This is a genomic window from Hyunsoonleella ulvae (genome assembly GCF_016827605.1).
GTDB classification, from domain to species: domain Bacteria; phylum Bacteroidota; class Bacteroidia; order Flavobacteriales; family Flavobacteriaceae; genus Jejuia; species Jejuia ulvae.
Window position 1 is genome coordinate 257,553 of the sequence record NZ_JAEPJQ010000001.1, and the last position, 19,472, is coordinate 277,024.

Genomic DNA, 19,472 nt, shown 5'->3' on the forward strand with positions numbered 1-19,472 from the left:
GTTATTTCATTTTAATTTTATTAATTTTCACAAAACCAATATTCTTCCTACTTTATTTTTTTCAAAAAATGCAAAAAGATTTTTTCAAGTCTATAAAAGCGAAGTCACTAAGCAACACCTCATTTGTAGAAGAAATAGCCTCTATTTTAGATATAGGTTATGATGCTGCATATAGACGTATTAATCTAAAAACTAGCCTATCATTAAAAGAAAGTGTAATTTTGGCTAAACACTATAAAATTTCACTTAATAAGTTATTTGAAGTTGGTAATACAAATACCATTCTAACAGAATTGCCTCCAGAACCAAAAAATGAAGAGTCACTTGAAATGTGGTTTAAAGTTTCTCTCCAAAATCTACAGCTGTTAACAAAAGTAAAATCAGCAGAATTTATCTGGTCAGGTAAAGACATTTCGTTATTTCACACACTTACAGACAGCTATTTAACACGTTATAAAATGTATGTATGGCTTAAAGATTTAAATGAGGAGATGGCTCATAGTAAAATTACTTTTGATGATTGGATAGAAACCATTCCTAAATCACTTTTAGATAGCGCTTTTGCTTTAGGTAATGTGTATAAAAACATAAACATCACAGAATTATGGAACGATAACACAATTACAGGGACACTGCAACAATTATTGTATTACTTTGAAGCTGGTTTGGTTTCAAAGGAAATAGCACTTAATATTTGTGATGATGTTGATGAAGTTATTAAACATACAGAAAAACAAACTATTAATCAAAGTATTTCTGGTAGTAAAAACAAAAACTTCTTTAGGCTATACAAATGTGATTTACATATGCTTACAAATTGCTTGATGGTAGTCACATCTTTTCAAAAAGTGTTTTTTGTTCCTTTTACTGTACTTACTTATTTTAAAATAGAGCACAAAGAAACTTGTGATTTAATGTTTGATTTTCTAAAAAAACAAATGTCAAATTCTAAATTGTTAGCCAATGCTGGAGAAAAAGACCGTACGCTCTTCTTCAATAGGATACATTCAAAAATTGATATTGTAAGACAAAGAATAATAAGAGAAGATGCTATGACTTTTCTTTAGGCTTTGGATTCATAATTTTCTTTAAAATTTAGTTAACCCTCTTAAAAACTTGACTTTTTCAAATCAAGCTTGATATTACTTGCTTGATATTTAAACAAAGAAAAACAAATGATTTACGCCTACAAGGAAAAATACTCTGACGTTATAGAGGAATCTATTAATTATTTAGAAAACCGTGGCTTTGAAAATTTAAAAGCTAATATTGATGCTTACGAAAGCCCTAAATCTTACACTAAAAAAGGAAGCGATATAACTATAACACCAGATATTGTTGCTGTAAAAGAAGGCAAAAAGTATTTTTTTTATATAAGTTCAAAATCCGAAAAACCCAGATTACTAAAATCTAAATGGCTACTTTTAAATACTTTGTTCAATTTAAAATCAGCTAGATTTAAATTAATTACTACTAGAGGTCATATACAATTCTCTAAGCATATGATAGAAGATTTGAATTTAACAAACAAAAACTTAATAAAAATTTAATCTTACTGGTAGCATTATTATGTTAATATGGCCTAAACCTAATACTTATCTAACCAGTTAAAATGTTTCTCGATAAGTGAATTTTTATTTTCGTTAATATGCTTGATTAGACTCTTTGCTATGGTAGACATATTTTTAGAACTCAACCAAATTAAATTCCAATTGGTTACAATAGGTAATCCTTTTACTGGTATAATTTGTAAATCGCCGTAGGTAATCGCATTTTTAATCCCAATTAAAGGCATAATTGAAAAACCCAAACCTGAAATTACAGCTTGTTTAAGAGCTTCATTAGACATTAATTCCATTTTTTTATATGTTGGAATTTTCTTAGATTCTATAAATTTTTCCATTGCCAAACGTGTAGCAGAGCCTTGTTCCCTGAAAATTAACGGCAGTTTTTGAAACTCAGCCTTAGATAAGTATTCCCCTTTTAATTGGTAATCTTTTCCACCTACCATGTATAATTGATTTGGCATAAGCTCTATTCTATTTATCTTTAGCTTTTTGGGAATGGTTGAAACCATGGCAAAATCCACTTCATTATTCTCTAAAGCTTTAATAACTGATGCTTTATTTGTAACATTCATAACCAAATCTATACCTCTATTTTCATTAATAAAATCTGAAAGAAAATAAGGCATTACATATTTTGCCGTCGACACTATGGCTATCTTTAATTTACCTGCCAATTCGCCTTGATAAGAAAGTGCCTTGTAATCTATCGCCTTTACTTCTTCCATAATTTTTGAAGCAGCATCAGCAACTTCCTGACCAAATTCTGTAATATAAATACGCCTCCCCACAACTTCAAATAATGGAATTTTAAATTGTTCTTGAAACTTTTTTAGCTGTATAGAAACTGCAGGTTGAGTAAGATACAAAGCTTCAGAAGCCTTGGTAACACTTTGCAATTCGGCTATTTTTAAAAAAACTTCCAATTGATGTAAAGTATAATTCATAATAATCGTTTATATATTTCATAATAAATATAAATAAAATTATATGAAATATTTATAAGAAATTTGTAAAAAATTAAAAAAGATGAAAGAAAAAATTTTACACAGTATTAAAAGAGTAAAACAAAAAGGAATCTCAATTAGAATGCTTGTATTTTCAACCCTTTATTTGTTTTGTATTATGCTATCATTAAAAAGCGACCTGCTTTTTTTCAAGGAGATTCTAGCATGTGGTTTTATTATTTATCTCTTACTCTTAAATGTTAAGATTCAAAACTCAAGCAAATAAATATACTGTCATAAGAATTGCACTATTTGTTATTCTATAAATACTTGTATTAAACCCAGTACTAATGACTATACATTAGAAAAAGACAGAATATTATTTAATGAAACTCAAGTTAAATTTGGTCTAGTTTGACAGCGGGTTACAAGGTAAGATTCCTTAGCCTATTGTTATTTTTTTAAAAGTGCTTTACTATCTGGATTTAGTTAAAACTTGTTAAAAACTTGACTTTTTCGTTTTTACCTGTATATTAATAGCTTAATCTAAAAGTAAATACCAAGACAAATGATTTACGCTGATAAAGAAAAATACTCAGACATCTTAGAAGAATCCATTAACTATCTTGAAAACCGTGGTTTTGAAAATTTAAAAGCAGATATAGATGGCTATGAAAGCCCGAAATCTTACACGAAAAAAGGAAGTAACATCTCAATAACACCAGATATAGTTGCTAGTAAAGAAGGTAGAAAATACTTTTTTGACATTAGCTTAAAATCAGAAAAACCTAAGCTTTTAAAATCTAAATGGCTATTTTTAAATACTCTAAGCACATTAAAATCTGCACGTTTTAAGCTCATTACAACACGAGGGCACATACAATATTCCAAAAACATGCTACAAGACCTTAACCTGAACAACAAAACCCTATTAAAAATATAATGCAAAACTATTGAGTTATGGAAGTGACTTTTCAATAACTTTTGTGTCCAAATAACAAAGAGTTAAAAATAATTTAGCTATTTTGTAACAAAATGTGATGTTTATACGTATAACTATTGAGTGGTATATTTCACAATTTAAATTACAGGAGAATTTTAGATGAGACAACTTAAAATTACGAAGCAGGTTACTAATAGAGAAACTGCTTCGTTAGATAAATATCTACAGGAAATTGGTAAGGTAGACTTGATTACTGCCGATGAAGAAGTTGAATTGGCACAACGTATAAAAGCTGGTGATCAAGTAGCTTTAGAAAAATTAACTAAGGCTAATTTACGTTTCGTTGTATCTGTAGCAAAACAATATCAAAACCAAGGATTGACTTTACCTGATTTAATTAATGAAGGTAATTTAGGTTTAATTAAAGCAGCACAACGTTTTGATGAAACCCGTGGTTTTAAATTTATATCATATGCGGTATGGTGGATACGTCAATCCATTCTTCAAGCATTAGCTGAACAATCGCGTATTGTACGTTTACCTCTAAATAAAATTGGTTCTATTAATAAAATTAATAAAACATTTGCATTTTTAGAGCAAAGCCATGAACGCCCACCTTCTGCTGAAGAGATTGCTAAAGAGTTGGATATGACCATTAACGATGTTAAAGAGTCCATGAAAAACTCAGGCCGTCATGTAAGCATGGATGCACCGTTAGTTGAAGGAGAAGATTCTAACCTATATGATGTATTAAACTCTGGAGAATCGCCAAATCCTGACAAGGAGCTATTACACGAATCTCTACGCACTGAAATTGAGCGTGCATTGGAAACATTAACACCTCGTGAAGCAGATGTGATTCGTTTATATTTTGGTTTAGGAAACCAACACCCCATGACTCTAGAAGAAATAGGTGAGACTTTCGATTTAACGCGTGAGCGTGTAAGGCAAATTAAAGAAAAAGCTATTCGTAGATTAAAACATACGTCTAGAAGTAAAATATTAAAAACTTATTTAGGATAGTAATTACAAACAATTACGACTAAATTACGGTAACAACAGTTACACATAACTGTTCGTTTTTTGATTGATGAAAGAACCCGCGGCTGATTACCGCGGGTTTATTTTTTCTATTAGTTTTAGAATATAAAAAAATCAAAAAGAGTTTTATATTTACTTAACAGATTTTTTCTGTTTTTCCATACCAACGACAAACTAAGAAAGAACTAATTTGATGTTAAAAACCATATGCTATGTAAGCAGTTGCTCCATTACTGAGTCCATTGATAGTATCAAAAGTATTTACAATAAAGCAAAAGCTAATAATCTTAAACACCATATCAGTGGTATTTTAATATTTCATAAAGGTAATTTTTTACAAATTCTTGAGGGCAGAGCAGAACAGGTAGATACAACTTTCAATAAAATTAAAAATGATACTAGACATAGCAATATCATAAAAGTCATTAATACAAATATTGAAGAACGTATTTTCGAAGACTACAATTTTGGCTTTACCGTGGTAAAAACCAGTACTGAATTTAAAGAACTGAACGAATACTTAAACTGGTTAAAAAATGCAGATCACCAATTAGCAAATAAATTAATAACCATGGTGGAAAACTTTATTAAAACAGTTGGATAACACTAGTATTAAAAACTTACTTTTGCACAAAATCGTTATTTATGAAGTCTAAGTTAATAGCCCCATCTATGTTGGCTGCCGATTTTGGCAATCTACAGAGAGACACTGAAATGGTTAATAACAGCGAAGCAGATTGGTTTCACATAGATGTAATGGATGGGCACTTTGTCCCTAATATTTCTTACGGGATGCCTGTAATTCAAGCTATAAAAAAGCATGCTACCAAACCTTTAGATGTTCATTTAATGATTGAAAAGCCAGAGCGCTACATTGAGGAGTTTGCTAAAGTAGGTGCAGATATTATTACGGTACATTATGAATCTACTGTGCATCTTCACAGAACACTTACGCAAATAAAATCAGCTGGATGTAAAGCAGGTGTAGTTCTAAACTTAACAACACCAGTATCTGTTTTAGAAGATATTTTGCCAGAATGTTACATGGTATTATTAATGTCTATAAACCCGGGGTTTGGAGGTCAAAAATTTGAGAACATGACTTACAATCGTGTTAAAAAGCTCAGAAAAATGATTGACGAACAAGGTTTAGAGACCCGCATTGAAATTGATGGTGGTGTAACCGACAAAAATATAAGACAATTGGTTGATGCCGGGGCAGATGTTTTTGTGGCCGGAAGCCATGTATTTAAAAGTAGTAATCAAACTGAAACTATAAAAAACTTAAAACACATCGCTAATTCTTAAAACTGTTCTAGCAAATAATTTATTAAATCCGTAGTAGTTATTATGCCTACTAACTTATTATTAGTTACTACTGGAAGCGCATGAAACTCTTTTTGCGCAAATATTTCGGCTACCTCTTTTATTGTATTTGATGGAGAGACACAAACTATTTTTTTCTTCATTACTTGACCTATGGTAAACATATTATAAACCATTACATCTGCAGCACTATCATTATCATCAGTTACATCAGCAAAACTCAACCTTAATAAATCGGAATAACTTAGCATACCAATAATAACATTATCCTGTACTACAGGTAAGTGCCTTATATGATGTTGTTTAAATAGCTTTTCAGCTTTTTCTAGATTATCCTTGCTTTTTAATGTAATAACATGCTCTGTCATTATCATTGAAACTGGTGCTTTTCGTATCATAACATCCATATCTTTAGTTTAGCTATGCCTAAAATTAAAAACAGAAAGACGAAAAAAGCATGACAAAAGTCATTTAAGCACTAATAACCAGAAAATTTAAAGTTCAACATTTGTTTTACCAGAGCATAAATACTTGGAAATTGTTGTTTAAATTCAACCGAAGATTCAATAAAAGTTTCTATCAATACTGCCAGTAGCTCAGAATCATTAGTAAAAGCGTAATCTCTCAGTAACTCTGAATGTTCCAAAGCTTGCTTGAGTTTTACATCCTCATTTAACTTTGTTCTTAGTGCATTAAACGTATCTACAAAAATAATAGAGTTGATATCCTCGGCTTTTATGCTATTAAAATGAATAGCATGAGCAAATTCATGAATTCCCAAATTAAGCTTATCATTATCAATCCTATAGCCTTCTAAAAAGTTATCCCATGACAGCACAAGTGTTTTAAGGCGAGGGTTAAACTCTCCTTTATTTAGTGTCTTGCTAAATCTTGAATAATATTCTGTTGGATAGATTACAATGCGTTTTACAAACTGAATTAAATAATTTCTAAAACCAAAAGTTAACATTATAGCAGTTGCCGAGACTAACACTTTAACTTCTTCGGTAATTACTAACCCTTTTTTTCCTTCAAAAATCTTCTTCTTTAAAAACGTTGCAACACGATGTTGGAAAAAACGCTTATTTCTATCATCTAATTTATTATAAAAACTAAATTCGCTTTCTAATATAAAACGCTGACCTGGCGTTAACTTTCTTTTAAATAGATAAAAATGGATGAAAATAGGACGCTTCGTAAATGAGGCATACAACATCTCTATTCCATCTAAAACAGTAGTTATAATTTTTCTAATAAATAAAAACACCAGAAATAATACACCGCATAAAAGTATACCTAGAATTATATTACCAATAAAAGAATAGTCATCAAATTCGAGTATTAATAACATAGTAGGAATTCTAAATAATACAAATATGCAAAGTAAATTTTGGGTTTTTAAATGTTATTTATCAATAGATAATTATATACTTAAAGTTCAGCTTCAAAAAGAACAAGCACACTTATAAATTCAAGCATAGTTAATTTAACATGAAGTTTTTTATTTGTGATCCTAAGAGGTAATAGTTCAAACTTTTGTAAGGATATTTAGAATAATTTTAAAGGCCTATTAATACAATAACATCTAGAGTTCACATAAAAATATCGAACTTGATACTATTAGAATTGTAAGAATTAGAAAAATCGATCATTAAAATAGTATTGATAAGGCAAGAACACTCGTAAAACCAATTAAAGCCAACAAGGTTGTCATAACCGTCCAACTTTTAAAAGTCTGCTGTTCTGATAATCCAAGATATTTACCAACCAACCAAAATCCACTATCATTAACATGTGAAAGGATACTTGCGCCTGATGCTATAGCAACAACCATTAAGGCTTTTTGAGGCTCTGAAATAGATGCAGCTGTTAAAAGCGGTGCTGTAAGTCCAGCAGCTGTAATCATAGCAACGGTGGAAGAACCTTGTAAGACACGAACTAAAGCTGCTGCCAAAAACGCAAATAATAAAATACTCACACCTTTATCTGCAAAATAATTAGCCAACATCTCTCCTGTTCCTGTATTAACCAACATTTGTTTAAAAACACCACCTGCTCCGGTTAATAAAATAATAATACCAGCAGGTCCCATAGATTGTGTACTAATATCTAAAAGCTGTTGTTTTGTAAATCCTCTTCGTATGCCCAATGTATACCATGCTATAAGGTTTGCTATTATTAAAGCCGAAAATGGATGTCCTATCATACCTACCCATTGTAGCAAGCTTTCTGAAAGGTTATAGCTTTTAAATAATGGACTTCTAATTACTGTATTTAAAACAATTAAAAAAATTGGAACTACTATGATACTAATTATGATACCAACAGGTGGTTTGTGTTTTTCTATTTCGGCAGCTTCATTCAATGGGGGCGCTTCTATCTGTATTTTCTTTGCTACATACTTTCCAAAAATAGGGCCACATACTACAGCAGTTGGAATCCCTGCAATACATCCAAAAAGAATTACCCACCCTAAATCTGCTTTCAAAATATCTGCAACTGCTACTGGACCGGGTGTTGGTGGTATAAATGCATGTGTAATTGCCAAACCTGCCAATAAAGGAATACCGTAAAGCAATAATGATTTACCTGTTTTTCTTTGTAACGCATATAGCATTGGCACTAAAATAATAAAGGCCACATCAAAAAACACCGGAATTGCTACAACAAAACCTGTTAACATTAACGCCCAAGATGATCGTTTGGAACCAAACTTTTCTAATAAATAAGTTGCCAAAGACTCTGCGCCTCCAGAGTGTTCTAAAATAGCACCAAAAATAGCTCCCAAACCAACAACAACTGCTACAAAACCTAACGTATTCCCCATACCTTCCTGCATGGTTTTAACGATGGTTAAGGGAGGCATTCCAGCTAATACACCAACAATGATACTCGCGATAAGTAATGCAATAAATGCTTGTATTTTAAATCGTAAAATAAGAACTAACAATAAGGCAACACCTATTAATACAGACGTTAAAAGAGAAACATCTATCATGATGAATACCAATTTGTATGAAAAAATTGTCCTTCTGGGGCATCCACACGTTCATACGTATGTGCTCCAAAATAATCTCGCTGTGCCTGAATTAAATTTGCTGGAAGCTTTTTTGAAGACATAGCTACCCAATAGCTGTATGCTGCCCAAAACGTATCAAACGCTACACGGTTTAGCATACTAAGCATAATACTTTGTTTAATTGCTGGTTCATCAGAGATTAACTGCTCTAATATTGATTTACTATCCAAATAGTTATCATGTACTTTAAAAACAGTTATTGAATCCTCCATAAATTTTGAACGTATAATACAACCGTTCGTCCAAATCCTTGCAATTTCGGATAAATTTAAATCCCAATTATATGTATTTGAGGCTTCCTTTATCAACTCAAAACCCTGATGTTGGTTAATGATTCTGGCAAATCTATAAGCACGCTCAAGCATGTCTATATCAAAACTCTCATTACTCTCTATATTTTTATAAATACGTTTAGACATAGCTACTCTTCGTGACTTGAAAGACGATATATATCGTGCAAAAACTGCGGCAGACATCATTGTATTTACCGTACCCAAATTAAAAGCCGTTTTTGCAGACCAAGACCCTGTACCTTTATTACCCGCTTTATCCAAAATAGTATCTAAAACATATACTTCGTTTTCCTTTTTTTCTAATATATCAATAGTAATTTCAAGCAAATAACTGTTTAAATAAGTTGTATTCCACGTTTTAAAAATTTGAGCTATGTCCTCATTTGTTTTAGATGTACTGAGTAAACCATATAATTCTGCAAGAAGTTGCATTTCGGCGTATTCAATACCATTATGAATCATTTTTACAAAATGTCCTGAACCTTCAGGCCCTATATGCGTACAACATGCTAAACCTTGTTTATCTTTTGCTGCAATTGCTTCTAAAAAAGGAGCTAGATGTTTATAATTATCTTTAGTACCTCCTGGCATTATAGAAGGGCCTTTTAAAGCGCCACTCTCACCACCTGAGATACCACAACCCATAAAGTGTATATTTTTTTGTTTTAAAACGGCAACCCTTCTATTTGTGTCTAAATAATGTGAATTTCCACCATCAATAAGCACATCGCCTTCTGATAAAAATGGTAATAATACTTCTGTAACTGCATCTATAGCGCTACCAGCTTTTATCATCATTAGTATTTTTCTAGGACGCTCTAAAGAAGCAACAAAATCCTCTAAATCTGTAAAGATATTGACTGACATCCCTTCTTCTATTCGGTTTGAAAAGTTATCTAAAACATGCTTTTCTTCTGGTATTAATCTATTATATACAGATACGTTAAATCCTTTACTTGCAAAATTTAGACTTAAACTACTCCCCATTACTCCCAGTCCAATAACTCCTATCTCTGCCTGTTTCATATTACAATTGAGAAATTATAGTTTTTACTATCTGTTCTGGCGACGCCATAATATCAACATGAATTCCATAATCTGGAATTTCTAATGTATCAAACTGTGTGCTTAACAAATTTGAACTCATGAAGTGCCCTTGTCTTTGGTTAATTCGTTTTTTTATTACATCCTTTGTTCCTGATAAATATACCCAAACTATAGATTTATAGTGAGAGGAGAGTAACGCTCTGTATGTTTCTTTTAAAGCAGAACATGCTAAAACAGCACCTGTATTTGAAGACCATAACTTAATATGTTTAGCTAAGTCTAACAACCATGGCTTTCTATCTGTATCATTTAAGGCTTTGTTGCTAGACATTTTATCAATATTAGCTTGCGGATGAAAATCATCTGCATCATAATACGGAAGTTTAAGTGCTTTAGCCAATTGTTTACTAATAGTGGTTTTACCACTGCCACTAACGCCCATTACTACAATAACCATAATCTTTATTTATTGCGCTAAATAGAATTTATCTTTTAATCCAGTAGCAGCATTTGGGCCAATCCAAACATTAAAATCACCTTCTTCTGCAGCTCGAATTAATTCGCTATTTGTAAATTCTAGGTCTTTAGAGGATAATGTAAATGTTACTTCTTGTGTTTCCCCAGATTTTAGCTGTATGTGCTTAAAGCGCTTTAATTCTCTAATAGGCCTAGTAATGCTCCCTGTAACATCTTGAATGTAAAGTTGTACTACTTCTTTTCCTGCACGTTGTCCCGAATTTGTTATACTGGCTTTTATTTTGATGGTCTCATCAAAATGTATAGTGTCTTTTGAAACCGCTATATTTTCGTATTCAAAACTGGTATATCCTAAACCATAACCAAATGGAAAATGTGGTTTATAACCAATATCAAGGTAATGCGAATCGTTACCTAACGAACTTTGCCATGCACCAACAGGAATATCATATATAGCTACATAATCTTCTTTAACAGCTGGTCTTCCTGTATTTTTATGATTATAAAAATATGGTAATTGTCCTGCAGTTATTGGCCACGATACCGGCAACCGTCCTTGAGGTTCTGTTATTCCAAAAATAATATCAGTTAGGGCAGGTCCCCCCATTGTACCTGGATGCCAACACATCAGTATCGCGTCTACATCCTTATATATATTGGTAATACTGATTGGTCTACCGGCCATAATGGACAAAACAATAGGTTTGCCTGTTTTTGCTAAGGCTTTAATTAAATCTTCTTGAGCACCTGGTAAACCTATAGAAGCTCTACTATGTGCCTCACCAGAAAGAATGGCTTCTTCGCCCGCTACAAATACCACAACATCTGATTGTTTTGCTGCAGCCAACACTTTATTGAATTGCGTCTTTTTTAAATCTCTACTATGCGTTAAACCAGCAACATAGTTATAATTAATATTTGCTGTTTTAAAAGAACTTAAAGGTGTTATGGTATGTTCTTTTTCACCATCAAACGTCCAAGTACCCATTTGGTCTAAGGGCGCATCTGCTAATGGCCCAATAAGTGCTATTTTTGTGTTCTTGTTTAATGGAAGTACATTCGCATTCTTGAGCATCACTGTGCTTTTAACAGCGGCGTCTTTAGCCAGTTCTAAATCTTCTTTATTATAAAAGTTTGCGGTGTTGTTTTTGTCGCGAAACGGGGTTTCAAATAACCCTAAGCGTAGTTTTATTCTCAGTATATTTTTTACGAAAGCGTCTAGTTGCGCTTCAGAGACTTTACCCTCTTCAATTAGGTTTTTTAAGTGATGCTCATAGGCTTTACTGGTCATTTCCATGTCTAATCCAGCATTTGCAGATAATTGGGCAGCATGCTTTTCATCTTTGGCATACCCATGCGGAATCATCTCTGTAACCGATTCCCAGTCGCTTACTACAAAACCATCAAATTTTAGTTTGTCTTTAAGCACGTCTCTTAAAAGGTACTTATGCCCAGAAGCAGGAACACCATTTACCTCATTAAAGGCTGTCATTACGGTTGCCACATCTGCATTAATTGCCGATTCAAAGGGAGGCAAATACACATTTTGCAATAAAGGCTCTGGTATATAAGTGGTATTATAATCTCTTCCACCAATTGCTGCGCCATATCCTATGTAATGCTTTGCACAGGCCGCAATACTATTAGTACTACTTAAATCTTCTCCCTGAAAACCCTCTACATAAGCCTTACCCAAAACCGAGGCCAAATAAGGGTCTTCCCCTGGAGACTCTGCAATTCTTCCCCAGCGGCTATCGCGGGCAATATCCAACATAGGAGCAAAAGTCCATTTTATACCAACAGAACTCGCCTCTTTAGCAGATACCATAGCTGAATTTTTGGCTACATCAACATCCCAAGAAGCTGCCATACCAAGAGGAATAGGAAACATAGTTTTAAAACCATGAATAACATCTCTAGCAAAAATTAAAGGTATTTTATTTGGGCTCTCCTCTACTGCAATGCGTTGTAGCTCGTCAACAAATTCAACGTTCATTACATTGAGTAATGCACCTACCTTTCCTTGCCTAACATCTTCTTTTAACGCTTCAGATAATGTAGTAGCTCCACTAGAAGTTCCTCTAAGATTAGTTTGCCCTATTTTGGCATCTATTGACATTTGTGCCAATATACTATCAATACGCTTTTCCTCTGCATCATTATCTGAGTTAGCAACTTTAGTTTGAGAACAACTCATTAAAGCTAGGGTAATAATTATTAAATAATATTTCATTAAAATGTATATTTAAAAATCAAAAAAGAAACTCTTCAACATATTAATTAGATACTATCTTGATAAGATTTTTATTTTCTTTACTATCAGAAGATATTAATCCAAAATTGTCGCTTTTATAATTCCAATTTGCATATCCAATACCAGTTTCTTTAAAAAGCTGAATCATATCTTGATACCAAATAAGACTTTCTTTTTCAGGTGCATGAGATATTATACCAAATTCCCCGCAATACAATGGTAAGCCTAATGCTTTAGCCTTAAGCATAGGCTTTTGCATCATCTCAAGCAATACGTCTTTATCGTATTTCATATCTACCCATTTTTCAACCTCTATTTTCATTTCTTCTGGAAGTACTTCAAAATCTCTCCTGGTTAAAATTGTTCCAGGATAGCTTACAGGTCCATTGTAATTTCTCAAACTCAACCATTTGGCTCCATAATGACTTAACAAAAAAGGTTCATAAAAATGAAAACTTAATAGAATGTTTTTATCATTTTCAGGTACTTTTAATGCATCAAAAGTTTCTACTGCCTGCCATCTATTAGAGCCTATTACTATGGTACGTTCACTTTCTAATTCACGAATGGCAGCGACAGCTTTGGCAAGCAAAGTATTCCAAGATTCATGGTCATCTGCAACAGCTTCGTTCATAAGTTCGTATGCTACTAAACTATTTGGAAATTTACTCAAAGTCTTTGATAAATCTTTCCATAAATCAAAAAACTTATTTTGCTCAGTTACATCTGTCCACAAAGGCTTCTCTTTAGCATTAAAATGATGCGATCTTAAGATGTGTAAATCTACAATAACTCTAAGGTTATTTTTTTGACACCATTTAATGCAATTTTCCATTAAACTAAATGCCTCATTATATCTATTTCCGTTTTCATCCCACATTTGCTCCTCATCAATAGGTAAGCGAATATGATCAAATCCCATATTAGCAATTCGCTTTACATCTTTTTCAGTAAAAAAGGATACTCTCTCAATGCCTCTTCTATCACTTTGGGATAGCCAATGCGCTACATTAGTACCCTTATAAACTTTGAAATTATCTGTTTCAACATCTTCTAAACATGAAATAGACATTATTAATGTTGTAAATAATAGCGCTATAGGAACTACTATAAATATTTGTATTTTACCTTTTGTTTGCATCTGTTCTGTTCTATTTTATGTTTCTTGGTTAATTAATAATAAGCATCAAAAATTCACAAAACCTAAAACAATAGAAATCCAATTAATAAAATTTCGAGTAATAGTTTTGTATTTAACTTTTTTTTGACTCATAATTACGTATTGACAATATTCAAATCTAACATTTCATTAAGGTTGTACTTGTCACTTTCGATTCAGAATATAAAACAATTATAGCGTCCAAACACCTCATTAAGCCTATATGTAAGATTTATATTATATAATACAACATTTCTACTATCTTATAAAATAGTTTTAATAGCATGAAGATTTGAAAAACATATAAACCAGAAGGTTACTTACATTGGAAATGTATACACCTATTTGTTTAAAATATATTAAAATGATAGAAGTTAATTGTTGAATGGTTCTTTTATAACCTATGACTCGGTATGTAAAATTCCAAAATGAGCTATAAAACACTTAAAGAAAAAAGAAATAGAGAAAGTAACGTAAAACCAACAGAATGGTTCCTACATTCTTCTAAAACTCTTCACAGACAAAGGGTTTGTCTAAAATTTAAAAACGGAGAACATGTTTGTGAAGACAAATTCTCCGATTGTGTGACCGCGAAGGGATTCGAACCCCCAACCCTCAGAGCCGAAATCTGATATTCTATCCAGTTGAACTACGCAGCCATGTACTCCTGCTAAAACAGGGATGTTATCTCTTTTAAGATAGTTTTGCTTTTACAATAGTAGAAATAGTTTTCCCATCTGCTTGTCCTGCTAATTGTTTACTAACAATTCCCATAACTTTTCCCATATCCTTCATACCCTCTGCTCCTACTTGATCGATGGTAGCTACAACCACTTTTTCTATTTCTTCTTCACTTAAGGCTTCTGGCAAAAACTGACTTATTATTTCAGCTTCAGCTAGTTCAGGTGCAGCTAAATCCTCTCTACCTTGTTCTATATAAACTGCTGCACTGTCCTTACGCTGTTTTACTTGTTTTTGAAGAATTTTTAATTCTTGTTCTTCTGATAACTCTTCCCCAGCGCCACTTTCAGTTTTGGCTAGAAGAATTGCAGACTTTACTGCCCTTAATGCGGTTAATGCTGTTTGGTCTTTAGCTTTCATAGCATCTTTTAAAGCTGCCATGATATCATTTTGTAAACTCATAATTTAAGTATATCGAAAGAGATGCGAAGATAAAAAAAGGATATAAAAAATCCCGAAAAGTATGAGGGAAACTTTTCGGGATCATAACTAAAGTGAGGTTAAACACAGAAGTGCTTTCTAATCTACATTATCATGTAAAAAAGAGTTATTTGTTCTTATTTGTATATCATCGTTATCATCTAAACCAACACTAGTTCTGGAAATATCGGTTTCAGAAGAATGTTTGGCTTCATCTAGATTAACACCTTGCCTTTTATAGGCTGGTACTTTTTCTATATCATCAATTTTGGCATTATTAAACTTATAATTAAAGTCTTTCATTTTTCTTCTACGTTCTGCTGTACGTTGCTTCAAAATTTCTGAAATTGGTAATTCTGTAGCTTCAACTTCATCTTGCACTACCTCTTCTTGAGTTTCCTCCTCAATTACTTTTCTTTCAAAAACGATATCTTCTTGAACTTCTTCCTTTACTTTATCAGCAACGGACTGTGCGCTATTCATTGACGATTCTGCCTCAATATAATCATCAAGTGCATAACGTACTTCCTCGCCATTTTCATTGGTTTCATTTACAGTAATAAGCTCAACATAATCATTTACAGGCATATCTTTAACATCCTCTTCTTCATCTAAAGCAAACATAACTTTTTCCTCAACCTCTGTTTTAACTTCTTCTTTTTCTGTAGATAAAGGCAAATCGAATGTTAATGTAATTTGTTGCTCTTCTTCTGGCTCAATAACTTCAGGCTCCTTTGCTTCCATTGTTGTTACTGGTTTTATGATAAAATCATCTTCTTCCACTGGTGCCTTCACTTCATCATACACCACATCCATATTTCTGATTAACTCTGATGTTGGAATTAAAGTCGTATCCTTTGGTTCTTCAGAAACTTTAGGTTTTTCAACCACCACTCTTTCAGCTGAAATAATTTCATCCTCAACTTCATCTAAATCTAAAGTATGTCTTACAACTGGATTGGGCTCTTTCTTTTCTAGCTCCACGATTGGCGCTATAATTACAGGCTCTTTGTCTTTCTCTGAATCGTCCTCTAATGCATGAACTACTTTCTTGGTTTCTGTGTTAGAAATTTCATCCTGTTGGTCTATATTAAACCCTGTGGCAATAATAGTAACAGAAATTGACTCCTCAAGGGTCTCATCTTCTCCAACACCCATAATAATATTGGCGCCATGTCCTGCTTCATTTTGGATATGATCGTTAATTTCTCCTATCTCGTCTATTGTTATTTCTTGGGATCCTGAAACGATAAGCAGCAATACATTTTTAGCTCCAGTGATTTTATTATCATTTAATAAAGGAGAATCTAAAGCTTTACGGATTGCATCTTGAGCCCTGTTTTGTCCTGAAGCTATAGACGACCCCATAATAGCCGTACCACTATTACTTAAAACGGTTTTTGCATCTCGTAAATCAATATTTTGAGTGTAGTGATGTGTAATAACTTCTGCTATTCCACGAGCAGCTGTGGATAGCACTTCGTCTGCCTTAGAAAACCCAGCTTTAAACCCTAGGTTGCCATAAACTTCACGAAGTTTGTTGTTGTTTATTACAATTAATGAATCTACTACACCTCTTAACCTTTCAATTCCTTTTTGCGATTGCTCCAAACGCATCTTTCCTTCAAACTGAAAAGGCATGGTTACAATCCCAACAGTAAGGATATCTTTATCCTTAGCCATTTTTGCTATTATTGGGGCAGCACCAGTACCTGTACCACCTCCCATCCCAGCAGTAATAAATACCATTTTGGTATTAGAATCTAGCATTTGGGAAATATCATCAAAGCTCTCTACAGCTGATTGCTCTCCTATTTCTGGATTAGCTCCTGCACCTAACCCTTCGGTTAAGTTAACTCCTAATTGAATTTTATTAGGCACACCACTATTTTGCAATGCTTGTGCATCTGTATTACAGATATAAAAGTCTACTCCCTTTATACCTTGTAGGAACATGTGATTTATAGCATTGCTACCACCTCCTCCTACGCCGATAACCTTTATTACATTGGACTGATTTTTAGGTAAATCAAATGCAATACTTTCGAATTCGTTTTTGCTGCTCATAAATTCTTTTTTTCTGGGGTTCTAAATATTATTTTAATCAATGGTTAATTGTCTCCTTTTCGCTCTATCTGCAAACTTCGTTCTTTCCTACTCTGCGTTGTCTAAAAAATCCTTAACACGTTCGGTTAATTTGTCTAAAAACGACTTGCGCTCTTTTACAGGTTTGTCAATATGTTGTTCTTCTTCTACATTTGCATCCTTAATCTGCTCCTCATAATACTCTTGCTCTTGCTGCTCAACTTTTTTGCGTTCTTTTCGTTTTAATCCGTCCAACACCAATCCAACAGCAGTAGCATAAAGGGGACTTGTAACATCTGCATCGCTATCTCCTGCTAAATGCTCGTTAGGATATCCAATTCTGGTATCCATTCCTGTAATGTATTCTACCAACTGTTTTAAATGTTTTAACTGGCTACCACCACCTGTTAAAACAATTCCTGCAATTAGTTTCTTTTTTTGTTCTTCGTGTCCATAGTTTTTAATTTCTGCAAATACTTGCTCAATAATTTCCACTACACGTGCATGAATTATTCTCGACAAGTTTTTGAGGGTTATTTCTTTGGGCTCTCTACCTCTTAGTCCAGGAATGGATACAATTTCGTTATCTTTATTTTCTCCCGGCCACGCCGAGCCAAACTTTATTTTTAATAATTCGGCTTGTTTTTCAATAATAGAGCACCCTTCTTTTATATCTTCCGTAATCACATTTCCTCCAAAAGGTATCACCGCTGTATGACGAATGATACCGTCCCTAAAAATGGCTAAATCTGTAGTACCTCCACCTATATCAATCAATGCAACTCCTGCTTCTTTTTCTTCTTGGCTTAATACCGCATTTGCAGACGCTAAAGGCTCAAGAGTAATACCTTCAAGATTTAACCCTGAACTTTGCACACACCTCCCGATATTTCTGATTGATGATACCTGACCAACAACTACATGAAAATTGGCTTCTAATCTGCCGCCATACATCCCAATAGGTTCTTTTATTTCGGCTTGACCATCTACTTTATATTCTTGGGGTAACACATGGATAATTTCTTCTCCTGGAAGCATTACCAATTTATGCACTTGATTGATTAATCTATCTATATCTTCCTCATCTATAACTGTCTCAGAATTTGGTCTAGTAATGTAATCACTGTGTTGTAAACTACGTATATGCTGTCCTGCTATACCTACAGTTACTTCTTCAATCTTTAACTCCGCTGTGGTTTCTGATTCTTGAACCGCTTGTTGTATAGACTGAATGGTTTGTGTAATATTATTTACCACACCTCGATGTACACCCAAACTTTTAGATTTACCAATACCTAAAATTTCAAGTTTGCCGTATTCGTTTTTACGACCTATCATTGCCACAATTTTTGTGGTTCCTATATCTAAACCTACTGATAAATTATGTTCCATATCTTACGTTTTGGTACACACCACTTGACTATCAAATTGCAAATTCACTTTACTATACTTGTTAAGCGTTTTTTCTTTTAAGCTCTTTTTATAAAACGCTTTTAAGTTATTTATCTTCTTATCTAAAAACTCTAAACTTCCAAGATTTACCGTAAACCTACATTGTCTTAGTTTTAGAACAATTGCTCCCTTTAAACTCTGATGAATCTCCACTACATGCCGTTTTAAAAAGGCATCTGTTTGTACTTTTTGAGCTATTTTAAAAACATTTTTCAAATTGTTTTTCTCTACATAACCCGTAACTAGAGGCACTCTTGCTGTATAGTTAGATGACAAAGGCATGTACTTACCTTCATCATCAATATAGTATGATGCATTTGTACTCACTCTGGCAACAGGTCGCTTTTGTTCAATTTCAGCATTAAGTGTTCCATTTACAGCAACATATACCTCAGCTGACTTTATCATGGGGTTAGAATTCAGGGCCTGTTCTAATGTATTCAAATCTAAAGTTTCTTTAGGCACATTTTTAACGCCCCCTTGATTTTGTATTAACAATTTACTAACAGTTTCATGTGTTACAAAGAGGGCATTTTCGCCTGAAAAAGAAATATTGGTTTTAGATATTTCTCTCACATCATTTTTTACTGAAGCAAAAGCATACAAAAGCCCCACTAGAATAAATAGCAGACATATTTTTATG

Annotated in this window: 18 protein-coding genes and 1 tRNA gene; 6 read left to right on the forward strand and 13 right to left on the reverse strand. The window is 33.0% G+C overall.

Annotation, left to right across the window (positions count from 1 at the left end):
* The first annotated feature begins 68 nt into the window (after nucleotides 1–68).
* Complete coding sequence (locus JS605_RS01160) at nucleotides 69–1,067, forward strand: hypothetical protein (RefSeq protein ID WP_203255873.1); 999 nt, start codon at nucleotides 69–71, stop codon at nucleotides 1,065–1,067.
* A gap of 108 nt (nucleotides 1,068–1,175) precedes the next feature.
* Nucleotides 1,176–1,550, forward strand: coding sequence for a hypothetical protein (locus tag JS605_RS01165; RefSeq protein WP_203255874.1), 375 nt, complete (start codon nucleotides 1,176–1,178; stop codon nucleotides 1,548–1,550).
* A 38-nt stretch (nucleotides 1,551–1,588) separates the two neighbouring features.
* Here JS605_RS01165 and JS605_RS01170 read toward each other — a convergent pair whose 3' ends face one another.
* The gene (locus JS605_RS01170) at nucleotides 1,589–2,512 is read right to left on the reverse strand and encodes a LysR family transcriptional regulator (protein ID WP_203255875.1); all 924 of its coding nucleotides are present in this window, start codon (nucleotides 2,510–2,512) and stop codon (nucleotides 1,589–1,591) included.
* A gap of 568 nt (nucleotides 2,513–3,080) precedes the next feature.
* On the opposite strand from JS605_RS01170, the gene JS605_RS01175 reads away from it, so the two are divergent.
* The 4 genes from JS605_RS01175 to rpe all read left to right on the forward strand — a co-directional run bounded on the left by JS605_RS01175 (nucleotide 3,081) and on the right by rpe (nucleotide 5,804).
* Nucleotides 3,081–3,455, forward strand: a complete 375-nt coding sequence (locus JS605_RS01175) for a hypothetical protein (RefSeq protein WP_203255876.1) — start codon at nucleotides 3,081–3,083, stop codon at nucleotides 3,453–3,455.
* 159 nt (nucleotides 3,456–3,614) lie between these two features.
* Entirely contained in the window at nucleotides 3,615–4,478 is an 864-nt protein-coding gene (locus JS605_RS01180) for a sigma-70 family RNA polymerase sigma factor (RefSeq protein ID WP_027137161.1), read from the forward strand.
* A gap of 211 nt (nucleotides 4,479–4,689) precedes the next feature.
* Nucleotides 4,690–5,100 carry a BLUF domain-containing protein gene (locus tag JS605_RS01185; protein WP_203255877.1) on the forward strand — a complete coding sequence of 137 codons (411 nt, stop codon included), beginning with the start codon at nucleotides 4,690–4,692 and terminating at the stop codon, nucleotides 5,098–5,100.
* A 41-nt stretch (nucleotides 5,101–5,141) separates the two neighbouring features.
* On the forward strand, nucleotides 5,142–5,804 hold the full coding sequence (gene rpe, locus JS605_RS01190; protein WP_203255878.1) for a ribulose-phosphate 3-epimerase: 663 nt from the start codon (nucleotides 5,142–5,144) through the stop codon (nucleotides 5,802–5,804).
* Here the strand turns inward: rpe and JS605_RS01195 are convergent.
* The 12 genes from JS605_RS01195 to JS605_RS01250 all read right to left on the reverse strand — a co-directional run bounded on the left by JS605_RS01195 (nucleotide 5,801) and on the right by JS605_RS01250 (nucleotide 19,405).
* Entirely contained in the window at nucleotides 5,801–6,220 is a 420-nt protein-coding gene (locus tag JS605_RS01195) for a CBS domain-containing protein (protein WP_203255879.1), read from the reverse strand. The genes rpe and JS605_RS01195 overlap by 4 nt on opposite strands.
* An 80-nt stretch (nucleotides 6,221–6,300) precedes the next feature.
* Nucleotides 6,301–7,173 carry a zinc-dependent peptidase gene (locus JS605_RS01200; protein WP_203255880.1) on the reverse strand — a complete coding sequence of 291 codons (873 nt, stop codon included), beginning with the start codon at nucleotides 7,171–7,173 and terminating at the stop codon, nucleotides 6,301–6,303.
* Between the two features lie 300 nt (nucleotides 7,174–7,473).
* On the reverse strand, nucleotides 7,474–8,820 hold the full coding sequence (locus tag JS605_RS01205) for a GntP family permease (RefSeq protein WP_203255881.1): 1,347 nt from the start codon (nucleotides 8,818–8,820) through the stop codon (nucleotides 7,474–7,476).
* Entirely contained in the window at nucleotides 8,817–10,220 is a 1,404-nt protein-coding gene (gndA, locus tag JS605_RS01210) for an NADP-dependent phosphogluconate dehydrogenase (RefSeq protein WP_203255882.1), read from the reverse strand. The genes JS605_RS01205 and gndA overlap by 4 nt, the downstream gene beginning before the upstream one ends.
* Before the next feature lies 1 nt (nucleotide 10,221).
* Complete coding sequence (locus JS605_RS01215) at nucleotides 10,222–10,698, reverse strand: gluconokinase (protein ID WP_239000224.1); 477 nt, start codon at nucleotides 10,696–10,698, stop codon at nucleotides 10,222–10,224.
* A gap of 9 nt (nucleotides 10,699–10,707) precedes the next feature.
* Nucleotides 10,708–12,951, reverse strand: coding sequence for a glycoside hydrolase family 3 N-terminal domain-containing protein (locus JS605_RS01220; RefSeq protein ID WP_203255883.1), 2,244 nt, complete (start codon nucleotides 12,949–12,951; stop codon nucleotides 10,708–10,710).
* A gap of 43 nt (nucleotides 12,952–12,994) precedes the next feature.
* Nucleotides 12,995–14,113: a glycoside hydrolase family 5 protein gene (locus JS605_RS01225; RefSeq protein ID WP_203255884.1), complete on the reverse strand. Its 1,119-nt coding sequence runs from the start codon at nucleotides 14,111–14,113 to the stop codon at nucleotides 12,995–12,997.
* A 603-nt stretch (nucleotides 14,114–14,716) separates the two neighbouring features.
* A tRNA-Arg gene (locus tag JS605_RS01230) sits at nucleotides 14,717–14,790 on the reverse strand.
* 34 nt (nucleotides 14,791–14,824) lie between these two features.
* Nucleotides 14,825–15,274, reverse strand: a complete 450-nt coding sequence (locus tag JS605_RS01235) for a GatB/YqeY domain-containing protein (protein ID WP_203255885.1) — start codon at nucleotides 15,272–15,274, stop codon at nucleotides 14,825–14,827.
* Nucleotides 15,275–15,391: 117 nt separating this feature from the next.
* Complete coding sequence (gene ftsZ, locus JS605_RS01240) at nucleotides 15,392–17,359, reverse strand: cell division protein FtsZ (RefSeq protein WP_203255886.1); 1,968 nt, start codon at nucleotides 17,357–17,359, stop codon at nucleotides 15,392–15,394.
* An 87-nt stretch (nucleotides 17,360–17,446) separates the two neighbouring features.
* Complete coding sequence (gene ftsA / locus JS605_RS01245) at nucleotides 17,447–18,769, reverse strand: cell division protein FtsA (protein ID WP_203255887.1); 1,323 nt, start codon at nucleotides 18,767–18,769, stop codon at nucleotides 17,447–17,449.
* Nucleotides 18,770–18,772: 3 nt separating this feature from the next.
* Nucleotides 18,773–19,405 (reverse strand): cell division protein FtsQ/DivIB, encoded by a 633-nt coding sequence (locus JS605_RS01250; protein WP_317194097.1) that lies wholly within the window; start codon nucleotides 19,403–19,405, stop codon nucleotides 18,773–18,775.
* Between the last annotated feature and the right edge of the window lie 67 nt (nucleotides 19,406–19,472).